Consider the following 10943-nt stretch of genomic DNA (forward strand, 5'->3'; position numbering starts at 1 on the left):
CAGCGGCGTCAGACCCGGTCGCTGCGCGCCAGGTGGCTTTCCAGCCTGCGCAGCGCGCCGGTCAGCGCGAGCGTCATGATCCAGTAGGCCAGGGCAATCGCCAGATACGGCTCCCAGTAGCGCGAATAGGCCCCGGCCACGGTGCGCGCGGCATAGGCCATCTCGGCCAGGCCGATGGCGGAGATCAGCGAGGTGTCTTTCAGCAGCGCGATCGCGTTGTTGCCCAGCGGCGGCAGCATGCGGCGAAAGGCCTGCGGCAGCACCACGTAGCGCATCACCTGCCCGGGCGTGAAGCCCAGCGAGCGCCCCGCATCGGACTGCCCGCGCGCGATCGACTGGATGCCCGCGCGGAACACCTCCGAGATGTACGCGGCGGAATTGAGCGTGAGCGCCACGATCCCCGAGATCAGCGCGCCATGCTCCTGCTTGAGCGTGCGCGCGAAGTCGCCCGTCACCAGCAGGCCCGACGTCGGATGGATGAACAGCGGCAGCACCGCGAAGTGCATCAGCAGGATCTGCACGAACAACGGCGTGCCGCGAAAGAAGCTCACATACACGGTGGATGGCCACCGCAGCAGATAACGGCACACCCAGCTCAGCGGCGCATGGCGCGCCTGCGCCAGGCGGGCCAGCGCGAGCAGCAAGCCCCACGTGCCGCCCAGCAACACGCACACCACCGTCACGCCGATCGTCATCCACGCGCCCTGGATGAACAGGTCCTTGTATTCCACCAGGATGTCCGGCCGGAACCAGCCAAACCACTCAACAGGCTCCATGGCCTCTTCCTCTCATTGGTCGCGCCGGGCGCACAGGCGCCCGCAAAAACGGCCGCAGCGCGGCCGTGGTGTCATGCCGAAAAGCGGCGTGCCGATCAGCGATCAGCGTGGCTTGTATTCCTTGCCGAACCACTTCTTGTAGATCTCGTTGTAGCTGCCATCGGCCCGCACGGCGGCCAGGCCGGCGTTGAGCTTGTCCTGCAGCGCCTTGTCGCCCTTCTTGACGACGATGCCGAAGCCCTCGACAGGGAACGCGGGGTCTTCCACCGTCTTCAGCGCAGCGTTCTGCGCCACGCGGTAGGCGATCACGCCGTTGTCGCCGATGGCCGCATCCACGCCGCCGCCCGCCAGTTCGGAAATGATGAGCGGCGTGCTCTCGAAGCGCCGGATGTTCGGGCTGGTCTTGCCGAACTCGCGCGAGGCCACGTCGTCCGCCGTGGAGGCATTCACCACGGCGATTTTCTTGCCTGCCAGGTCCTTCAGCGAGGCCACGGAGCTCGCCTTGGGCACGGCGATCAGCTGCTGCGCGGCAAAGTACGGCTCGGTGAAGTCGTAGCTCTGGCGGCGCTTGTCGTTGATGGTCACGCCGGAGATCACCAGGTCCACGTCGCCATTGTTCAGCGCCGCGAAAATGCCACTCCAGGGGGTGTTCACCACCTTGATCTTGAGCGACTGCTTCTTCGCGATGGCGTTGATGATGTCGATGTCGAAACCGACGATCTGCTTGTCCTTGTTCTCGAAGGCGAACGGCGCATAGGTGGCGCTGGAGGCCACGGTCAGCTCGCGGTCCTGCGCGTGGGCAGCCAGCGGAGCGGTCATTGCGGCAGCCAGGCCAAGGCCCAGGGCGAAAAGGCGGCGGGAGATTTGCATGGGGAGATGGGGCGGGAAAGCCCGGAAACAGGACCGGGAAGTATATCGGCCGGCCCCCCGTGCCTTCCTTGCGGTGCCGCCCAACGCCGCCGTCGCACAGGTGACGGCCGCCTTGGCGCCAACCCGCCTAGAGTGCGCCGCATGACCGATACCACCGACCTCCCCGCCCTCACCTGCTTTTCGCTCGCCATCACGGACCAGGTGGCGCATCTGGTGCTGAACCGGCCGGAGGCCCTGAACACCATGCACCCGGCGTTCTGGCGCGAGCTGGACACCGTGCTGGCGCTGCTGCACCGGTCGGGCGAGGCGCGCGCGCTCGTCATCAGCAGCACGGGCAAGCACTTTTCGGCCGGCATGGCGCTGGACACGTTCGGTGGCGCCATCGCCATGGACGACCAGAGCCCCGAAGGGCGCGCCGCCCTTTTCGACCTGCTGACCGACATGCAGGCCACGTTCACGCGCATCGAATCGCTGCGCATTCCCGTGATCGCCGCCATCCACGGCGGCTGCATCGGCGGCGCGGTGGACATGGTGACGGCCGCCTGCATCCGCTACGCCACGCAGGACGCGTTCTTCTGCATCCAGGAGATCAACATCGGCATGGTGGCCGACGTGGGCACGCTGCAGCGCCTGCCCAAGCTGATTCCGCTGGGCATCGTCAAGGAGCTGGCCTACACCGGCCGGCGCCTGCCCGCACCGCGCGCCCTGGCCTGCGGGCTGGTCAACGAACTGTTCGACACGCAGGCGGCGATGCTGGACGCGGCCCTGGCCTGCGCCCGCGAGATCGCCGCCAAGCCGCCGGTCGCCATCTGGGGCACCAAGCAGGCCGTGCACTATGCGCGCGACCACTCGGTGGACGACAGCCTGCGCCAGATGGGCTGGCTGCAGGGCGCGATCTGGAGCAACCGGCATGTGGGCGAGGCCGTGGACGCGATGCGTGGCAGGCGCGAAGGCGCCTTTCCCGCGCTCGCGCCGCTGCAGCGCTTCAGCGATGGAGAGTGAGCGATCGGTCCGCCCGGCCTGCGGGCCGCGGCAGGCGGGCGTTTGCTATCAAATTCGATAGCTGCCTGCGCTTGCTGGGCTTGCGCTGCAGCCCATTTCGGCGCTTCGCCACTCGCTGGCGGGCTATGATGCGTGCTCTTTCCGATCCCGTCTACGCGAGGACGCAGCCATGCCTACGCACATCCCGGCCCTGCCCACCTACACCGACGTCGCCGACGCGGCCCATCGGCTCCAGGGCGTCGCGCACCGCACGCCCGTGGCGCGCTCCAGCACGGCGGACCAGCAGTGCGGCGCCCAGCTCTTTTTCAAGTGCGAGAACCTGCAGCGCATGGGCGCCTTCAAGTTCCGCGGCGCCTACAACACCCTGGCGCAGTTCGACGCCACCCAGCGCGAAGGCGGCGTGCTGGCTTTTTCTTCCGGCAACCACGCGCAGGCCATCGCCCTCTCGGCCCGCCTGCTGGACATGCCCGCCCTGATCGTCATGCCCGAGGATGCGCCCACCGCCAAGATGGCCGCCACGCGCGAGTACGGCGCCCAGGTCGTCACCTACAACCGCTTCACCGAAGACCGCGAGGCCATCAGCCACCGGCTCGCGCAGGAGCGCGGCATGACCCTGGTGCCGCCGTTCGACCATCCGCATGTCATCGCCGGCCAGGGCACCGCCGCCAAGGAACTGCTCGAAGAAGTGCCCGACCTCGACTACCTGTTCGTGTGCCTGGGCGGCGGCGGATTGCTGTCCGGCAGCCTTCTGGCCGCGAAGACGCTGGCCCCCGACTGCCAAGTGATCGGCGTGGAGCCGGCCGCCGGCAACGACGCCCAGCAATCGCTGCGCGCCGGCCGCATCGTGCGCATCGACACGCCCCACACCATCGCCGACGGCGCGCAGACCCAGGCACTGGGCAGCATCACCTTTCCCATCATCCAGCGCGACGTGGCCGACATCGTCACCGCCACCGACGAGCAGCTGGTGCAGGCCCTGCGCTTCTTCGCCGAGCGCATGAAGATCGTCGTGGAGCCCACCGGCGCCCTCGCGTTTGCGGGCGCCCTGCATGGCGGCGTGGACCTGCATGGCAAGCGCGTGGGCATCATCGTGAGCGGCGGCAACGTCGACCTGGCGCGGTACGCACGCTTTCTGGCAGACTGATCCGCGCCCCGCGCCGCCCCTGGGCGGCGACGCACGCACCTTTTCTTTCCCCGGCCCCCTGCAGACCGGTTTTCCAGTTTTTCACTTTCCCAACAAGAGGCCCCAGCCCATGAGCAATGTCCACGTCATCACCCATCCCCTGGTCCAGCACAAGCTGACCCTGATGCGCAAGAAGGACGCCAGCACCAACAGCTTTCGCCGCCTGCTCGGCGAACTCAGCACCCTGATGGCCTACGAGGTCACGCGCGACATGCCACTGCAGGACGTGCAGATCGAAACCCCGCTGGAAACCATGACGGGCCAAGTGATCGATGGCAAGAAGCAGGTGCTCGTGTCCATCCTGCGCGCCGGCAACGGATTTCTGGACGGCATGCTCAACGTGATCCCGGGCGCCCGCGTGGGCCACATCGGCCTGTACCGCGACCCGCAGACCCTGCAGCCGGTCGAGTACTACTTCAAGATGCCTTCCGAGATGGAAGAGCGCGACATCATCGTCGTGGACCCCATGCTCGCCACCGGAAACTCCGCCGCGGCCGCAGTGGACCGCCTGAAGAAACTCAACCCCCGCTCGATCAAGTTCGTCTGCCTGCTGGCCGCACCGGAAGGCGTGGCCACCTTGCAAAAGGCCCACCCCGACGTGCCGATCTATACCGCCGCGATCGACCGCGAACTGAACGACCACGGCTACATCCTGCCCGGGCTGGGCGATGCCGGGGACCGGATCTTCGGGACGAAGTAACCCACGCCACCGTCACAAAAACCCTAGGACGTCGCCCCAGGGTTTTTGTCTATGCGCGATTCAGGTTTACTGCCAATGCGCGGCAATGACCTTCCATTGGCCATCCTGGGCCGCTGCACCGCCCTTGGCATCGATGCCCGCAGGCGGTGCAAACTGTGCCATCGCGTCCGACAGCAATCGGGCCTGGCTATCCAGTGAAGCGGAGGTGCCATCCGCCTCGATCGAGTGAAACAACGGCTTCCACTGAACGCCTGCGGAGGGCTCCAACGGCGCGATGCCCCAATCGAGCGGCGTCACCGCGCTGACCGATGCTTCTTTTTCCAGCGGCTTCAGCGCCACGAAGTCGGCATCGTCCAAATCCGTGAACAGATAGGGCTTGTTGGTGCCGGACATGCCGGCAACGCCATCGTCGAACACGTAAGGCCTCTCGCTGTTCAATTCCGTCGAATCGTTGGCAATCATTGCGTCCTTCCCTGCTTGTGATGTGGACGCAGCCGCCAGCTGGTTTTGAATCGCTGCCAGATCCCAGGCTGTGCCATCAGCGAACTGGAACCGCTGCACAGAACTCTCAATCGCCACCGGGTCGCCGTTCTGAAAGAACCCGTTGATGACCACCTTATCGGCTGTGCCAGCAATCGATACCTCCAGCGCGCCATTGGATTCATAGCGCTCCTGGTCATAAACCCGGCGCAGCGTCACATCCGAGGCCAGCACGCCATCCTTGAATTGCAGCACACCGATGTTGCCGTCGTTGGCCTTGCGCTCGATCACGTCCTGGCCATCGCCCTTTCCGAACCGGTACGTGTCCGCACCTGCCCCGCCATTGAGCCGGTCGTTGCCTGCCCCGCCGTCCAGCGTGTCGTCGCCCGCCGCGCCGTAGAGGGCATCGTCGCCCCCGTTGCCACGGATCGTGTCGTTGCCGGACGTACCGACGATGAGGTCGGCTCCATCGGTGCCCGTGAGCATCCGTTGCGTCATCGCGGCCAGGTCCCATACCGTGCCGTCGGCGAACTGAATCTGCTGCACCGAACTGTCCGTCGCCACCGGATCACCGTTCTGCACGTTACTGAAAAAACCATTGACGACCACCTTGTCGCTCGTGCCGGCGATGGACACCTCCAGCGCGCTGTTGTACAAGGCCCGTTCCGTGTCATACACACGGCGCAGGATCACCTCCGAGGCCTGCACCCCGTCCTTGAGCTGCAGCACGCCGGTCTTGCCGTCATTGGCCTTGGTTTCGATCACGTCCTGCCCGTCACCCTTGCCGAAGCGGTAGGTGTTGGCCCCCGCTCCACCATTGAGCCGGTCGTTGCCTGCCCCGCCGTCCAGCGTGTCATCGCCCGCCGCGCCATACAGGGCGTCATCGCCTCCATTGCCGTGGATCGTGTCGTTGCCGGACGTGCCAACGATGGTGTCGGCAGCATTGGTGCCTGTGAGCATCCGTTGCGTCATCGCCGCCAGGTCCCATACCGTGCCGTCGGCGAACTGAATCTGCTGCACCGAACTGTCCGTCGCCACTGGATCGCCGTTCTGCACGTTACCGAAAAACCCGTTGATGACCACCTTGTCGTTCGTGCCAGCGATCGATACTTCCAGCGCACTGTTGTACAAAGAACGATCGGTGTCATACACGCGACGCAGGATCAGCTCCGAGGCCTGCAACCCTTCCTTGAACTGCAGCACGCCGGTCTTGCCATCGCTGCCGTCGCGCTTGAACGCGATGGTGTCCTGGCCATCGCCCTTGCCGAAGCGGTAGGTGTTGGCCCCAGCCCCGCCATCGAGCCGGTCATTGCCCGCACCGCCGTCGAGCACATCGTCGCCTGTCGCACCGTCCAGCAGGTCATCACCCGCACCGCCGTACAGCACGTCATCGCCAGCCGCGCCGTATAAGGCGTCGTTGCCTCCATTGCCGTGGAGCGTGTCGTTGCCGGACGTGCCGACGATGGTGTCGGCGGCATCCGTGCCGTTGAGCATCCGCTGCGTCATTGCGGCCAGGTCCCATACCGTGCCGTCGGCGAACTGGATCTGCTGCACTGCGCTATCCGTCGCCACCGGATCACCGTTCGCCACGTTCTGAAAGAACCCGTTGATGACCACCTTGTCGTTCGTGCCGGCGATCGACACCTCCAGCGCGCCGTTGTAGACGGACCGCTCATAGTCATAGACCCGACGCAGAACCAGCTCCGAGGCCTGCACGCCGTCCTTGAACTGCAGCACGCCGATGCTGCCGTCGCTGGCCTTGCGTTCGATCACGTCCTGGCCATCGCCCTTACCGAACCGGTAAGTATCTGCGCCTACTCCGCCGTTCAGCCGATCGTTGCCCGCCCCGCCGTCCAGCGTGTCGTCTCCCGCCGCGCCGTAGAGGACATCGCCCCCGTTGCCACGGATCGTGTCGTTGCCGGACGTACCGACGATGAGGTCGGCTCCATCGGTGCCCATGAGCATCCGCTGCGTCATCGCGGCCAAGTCCCACACCGTGCCGTCGGCGAACTGGAAGCGCTGCACTGAACTGTCGGTCGCCACCGGGTCGCCATTGCCGTTCTGCACGTTATCGAAAAACCCGTTGATGACCACCTTGTCGTTCGTACCAGCGATCGACACCTCCAGCGCGCCGTTGTGCACGGACCGCTCATAGTCATGGACCCGGCGCAGAACCAAGTCCGAAGCCTGCACGCCCTCCTTGAACCGCAGCACACCGATCTTGCCGTCGTTGACCTTGCGCTCGATCAGATCCTGCCCATCCCCCCTGCCGAAGCGGTAGGTGTTGGCACCGGCCCCGCCGTTGAGTCGGTCGTTGCCTGCCCCGCCTTCCAGCATGTCATCGCCCGCACCGCCGTACAGCTGGTCATCGCCTGCACCACCCTTCACCTGATCGTCCCCATCCCCGGCCAGGAAGGTGTCATTGCCCGCGCCGCCCCGGTAGAGGTCGTTGTGGCCCGTTCCCGGAGCAGCACCGGACAGGACCATGCCCGCCAATTCGCCGCGCAACGCATCGCCCGCCGGCAGGGCATCGATCCACTGCGCCAGCGTGCCCAGCCCGTCAAAGCCCACGGCGGTGAGCAGGTTTCCCTGGTAACGGGTCAATTCCACCAGATCGATCAACCCATCGCGTTCGCTGCCCGCCTTGCGAGCATCCAGCATGGCAGACAGCCCGGTGGTGTCGAAGCCGACGCCTTTTTCGTCAATGGTGAGCGCCACGCTGTCCAAGTAGGGCTTGAGGCGCGTTTGCACGACCAGCGCGCCATAGACGCTTTCGCGCAGTTCTTCGTAGCTTTGGTTGAGCAAGGCGGCCTGCGGGGCGGACAGGGTGGCCGTGTAGCGGCTGATGCCATCCGAATCGCCGCCCGAGCCGCCGCCTGGGGACGCCGCGCCGCCCCCACCGCCACCGGAGCCGGTCTGGACCGGAATCTGGAAGAACTTGGTGCCGTTGAAGACCTCCAGCACGTTCATCCGGCGCAGCAATTGGCGACCGGCTTCGCCCAGGATTTCATCCGACTGGCCCGTGCCGCCGGCTTGGGGGTTGGGCACCATCATGCCGGCCACCGAAGTCAGGTTCAGTATTGCCGTGGTGACGTAGGTGGGGTCGTCCTCGGGCTTGTCGGCGGTGACCAAACTGCCATGGCCGTCCGATACCAAGTCATAGCTGCCAATGCCGTGGATGAGTTTTTCCGAGGTACCCGCCCAGTCGGCGAGCAACTCGTCGACCAACGCCATTTGCGCATCCCGCGTGCCCGCTGCCGCGAACCGCCCCACGCTGTCCTGCAGGCCCTGCGCCGCCTCGCCGGGCAAGCTCATTGCCTCGCGCAGATCACGCACCCGACCACTGCCGCCCATCTGGGGCAAGGCGCCCGCCGCCGCCGTCACGGCCGGGTCGTCGGTGAACTCGCGGTAGAAGTTGTTGGAGGCTAGCAGCAGGCTACCGGTGACCTCGGCCACACCGCTCGCGCCGGTGGTGCCGTCGGTGCGGGTGAAACTGCCGCTCAAGGGCTGGGTGTTGCCGTTGCCCAGGTTCACATTGCTGGCAGTGCCCGCCACGCCGATGCGGGCGATGCCCAGGTCGGCCAGGGTGTACAGCTCGCCCGCCTGGGAAATCCCGTCCTGGTTGGTGTCCTTCCAGATGCGCAGCTGCGAATACACCGCATCGTTGGCGTCGATCACCTTGTCGCCGTTGCCATCCTCTGCGGCCAGGGCCTCGTAGCCGTTGGCATGGGTCTGCGCTCGGCCATCGCTGCCCACGGGTTTCAAGGTCTGGTCGCCGAAGAGTTCGCGCCCGGAATCGATGACCCCGTTGCCGTTGCGGTCCAGCACGACGAGGCCGTCGTCGCCCGCGATCCAGCCGGTGGCGTTGCGCGTGCCGTCGCCGTCGTGGTCGAACAGGATGGGGCGGGCGGGGTCGATGCCGACGGCTTCGATGCCGTCTCCGTCCAGGTCCAGGACCAGCGGATCTCGCGGGGCTGTCCAGTTACGACCCAGCCCGAAAAGCTTATTGACAGCAATATCGATAAAAAAATTACCCGTCAACAGCGACGGAGCCGCATCTGGTTTGACATACCCCCAGGCATTGAAAAAAACATCGATGAACCGCCCGATCTGCGCCCAGTTGGCCACGCCCGGCACCTTGTCGATCCAATCCTGCGCCATCTGCCGGACATCCGCATCGGGCGACACGCTGGCATGGCCCACGGTGTTGGCCAGCCCGGTGCTGATCAGCAAAGCGTCGATGCCATCGCCCCCGGTGTCCCGGATGCGGGTCCACAGCTCTTCCACCGCTTGGTCGCCTTGCTGGCGGCGGATGATTTCCATGGGGACGTTCAGGGTCCAGTTGTCCAGGGTGAGGCCGCTCTCTCTGAAGGCAGCTTCATGAAATCTGGCTGTTTCCTTGAAGTCCACATCGCGGTTCAAGATACCATTTTGATCTTTTGCCACTGTGATCAATGTATCGATGTACCCAAGCGACATGTCTATGCGAATCTTGTCGATTTGAGCGGGCGTTAGATTGCGGCATTCATCCCCGCCCAATCCGATCATGGCCGTGCCGCCGAGATAATTCAGTGCCGACTGACCTGTAATGGTATTACCGGTGGCCACCCCCAATGCCCAGCCTGCGTAGTTATAGCCTTGCGAATAGAGATCGGAGTAAACCGCTCGGGCGGCAGTTACACCCCCGGTATTGATGGCACTGCGATACGTTGTTAATTGCGAAATTGTCAGATTGTTCATTACTTGCCGCTGGAAATATAAAAATCAATTTTGCTTGGCTACCGAAAAACCCAAAACGGTTTTTTTGACCTTCTCCTGAATCTGCTGCCATTCGGAGAGTAGCCCTCGGCGATACATTACGGTGACCGATGCATGCATTTCCGGCTCCAGATCAAAGAATTGTTGGCATGGAGCTGATGGAATTTCCCGATTACTGCAACTGATGTAGGTAGTGATTTTTCCACTCCATCCTCTTTTGATAAAAATATCCTTTGCATTTTGATGCTCACGGGCAGGCTTGCCTTCTCTCGGGTCCATCCCGATAAGGGCGTAAACTTCCAGGCCGTGCTCGTCTTGATTCAATTTTTCATATTGATCCAGCCAAAAATCAGATTTTGAATTGATAGTGCCACCTCCTATTCGTTCGGCACTTCCAGCGCCGTTATACCTTTCGCCAGAATGAAAACCAACATCAATCCATTGATCTGTTGCCAGCCTCCTTTTTCTGTAGTCATCCCATAATTCAGGCGTACTCTTGCCCGCCATGTCGGGATAGCGAATATCAAAACCAAAACTCCTAATTTTTGACTCCGGTGTCCTCACAGGCTTCGGCCCCTGTCTCTTCCCCCCCCAACCTGGGTCGCCGTCATATTCCACGTACTCCGCAAAATACGGTGGAATCGCCACGGGCACTCCGCCCAGATTCGCACGCACCGTGCGGTCGGTATATTGTGCCGCCGCCATGTCCGGTGACTGAAAGCCTGTGGCAAAGGCGTTGCTTCCGACCCCGACCAACCGCCATGCCATATAACCCATGCACAGAATCATCAACACCAGCAGGACGATGATCCATCGCCCCTTGCGCGGCACTTTGCTTTTCTTCGAAACCACGTCCATTACCCAAGCTCCCTTTCATGTTGAAGCAACGTTGAGAAATTATTCAGATCCACCTTCCTTTCCGTTTGATCGAAACCCGATTTCAAAGCCCTGGCGGCCAACCCGCAAGGCTCTGAACTCGGTTCCCACTCGCAAGGCGTCCGGATTTTCTCCGCTCCGAGAGCCGTTTTGGGTCTTTTGCATGAAATCGGCTTTGTTGCACAAACCCGAAACAGGCCGAGATAACCCCTACCCCAGATGCAGCTACGCCACGGCAGCGGCGGGCACCGTGATCGGGCATCCCAACTGCGTGAAGCGGTTGAGCAGTGCCACACGC

General features: G+C 63.8%; 7 protein-coding genes. 3 read left to right on the forward strand and 4 right to left on the reverse strand.

The genetic code is table 11. The annotated features are described in order from the left end of the window. Nucleotides 1–8: 8 nt before the first annotated feature. Nucleotides 9–776 (reverse strand): amino acid ABC transporter permease, encoded by a 768-nt coding sequence (locus AVKW3434_RS17955; RefSeq protein WP_272563769.1) that lies wholly within the window; start codon nt 774–776, stop codon nt 9–11. Nucleotides 777–878: 102 nt separating this feature from the next. Next, nucleotides 879–1646 (reverse strand): basic amino acid ABC transporter substrate-binding protein, encoded by a 768-nt coding sequence (locus AVKW3434_RS17960; protein ID WP_272563770.1) that lies wholly within the window; start codon nt 1644–1646, stop codon nt 879–881. A gap of 141 nt (nt 1647–1787) precedes the next feature. On the opposite strand from AVKW3434_RS17960, the gene AVKW3434_RS17965 reads away from it, so the two are divergent. The 3 genes from AVKW3434_RS17965 (at nt 1788) to upp (ending at nt 4531) form a co-directional block, all read left to right on the forward strand. Beyond that, nucleotides 1788–2648 (forward strand): enoyl-CoA hydratase-related protein, encoded by an 861-nt coding sequence (locus AVKW3434_RS17965; RefSeq protein WP_284406925.1) that lies wholly within the window; start codon nt 1788–1790, stop codon nt 2646–2648. A gap of 169 nt (nt 2649–2817) precedes the next feature. Further along, nucleotides 2818–3792 (forward strand): threo-3-hydroxy-L-aspartate ammonia-lyase, encoded by a 975-nt coding sequence (locus AVKW3434_RS17970; RefSeq protein ID WP_284406926.1) that lies wholly within the window; start codon nt 2818–2820, stop codon nt 3790–3792. 109 nt (nt 3793–3901) lie between these two features. Then, nucleotides 3902–4531 carry a uracil phosphoribosyltransferase gene (gene upp / locus AVKW3434_RS17975; RefSeq protein WP_272552393.1) on the forward strand — a complete coding sequence of 210 codons (630 nt, stop codon included), beginning with the start codon at nt 3902–3904 and terminating at the stop codon, nt 4529–4531. A gap of 66 nt (nt 4532–4597) precedes the next feature. On the opposite strand, the gene AVKW3434_RS17980 is transcribed toward upp, so the two are convergent. Both AVKW3434_RS17980 and AVKW3434_RS17985 read right to left on the reverse strand, forming a co-directional pair. Further along, nucleotides 4598–9751, reverse strand: coding sequence for a calcium-binding protein (locus tag AVKW3434_RS17980; RefSeq protein WP_284406927.1), 5154 nt, complete (start codon nt 9749–9751; stop codon nt 4598–4600). A gap of 24 nt (nt 9752–9775) precedes the next feature. Beyond that, complete coding sequence (locus AVKW3434_RS17985) at nt 9776–10627, reverse strand: hypothetical protein (protein ID WP_284406928.1); 852 nt, start codon at nt 10625–10627, stop codon at nt 9776–9778. Between the last annotated feature and the right edge of the window lie 316 nt (nt 10628–10943).

Source organism: Acidovorax sp. SUPP3434, from assembly GCF_030159015.1.
Classification (GTDB): domain Bacteria; phylum Pseudomonadota; class Gammaproteobacteria; order Burkholderiales; family Burkholderiaceae_C; genus Paracidovorax.

What these genes read in the sequence shown, in the direction of transcription:
- AVKW3434_RS17955 (WP_272563769.1), bottom strand. Translation starts at nt 776, where the DNA reads ATGGAGCCTGTTGAGTGGTTTGGCTGGTTCCGGCCGGACATCCTGGTG.
- AVKW3434_RS17960 (WP_272563770.1), bottom strand. Translation starts at nt 1,646, where the DNA reads ATGCAAATCTCCCGCCGCCTTTTCGCCCTGGGCCTTGGCCTGGCTGCC.
- AVKW3434_RS17965 (WP_284406925.1), top strand. Translation starts at nt 1,788, where the DNA reads ATGACCGATACCACCGACCTCCCCGCCCTCACCTGCTTTTCGCTCGCC.
- AVKW3434_RS17970 (WP_284406926.1), top strand. Translation starts at nt 2,818, where the DNA reads ATGCCTACGCACATCCCGGCCCTGCCCACCTACACCGACGTCGCCGAC.
- upp (WP_272552393.1), top strand. Translation starts at nt 3,902, where the DNA reads ATGAGCAATGTCCACGTCATCACCCATCCCCTGGTCCAGCACAAGCTG.
- AVKW3434_RS17980 (WP_284406927.1), bottom strand. Translation starts at nt 9,751, where the DNA reads ATGAACAATCTGACAATTTCGCAATTAACAACGTATCGCAGTGCCATC.
- AVKW3434_RS17985 (WP_284406928.1), bottom strand. Translation starts at nt 10,627, where the DNA reads ATGGACGTGGTTTCGAAGAAAAGCAAAGTGCCGCGCAAGGGGCGATGG.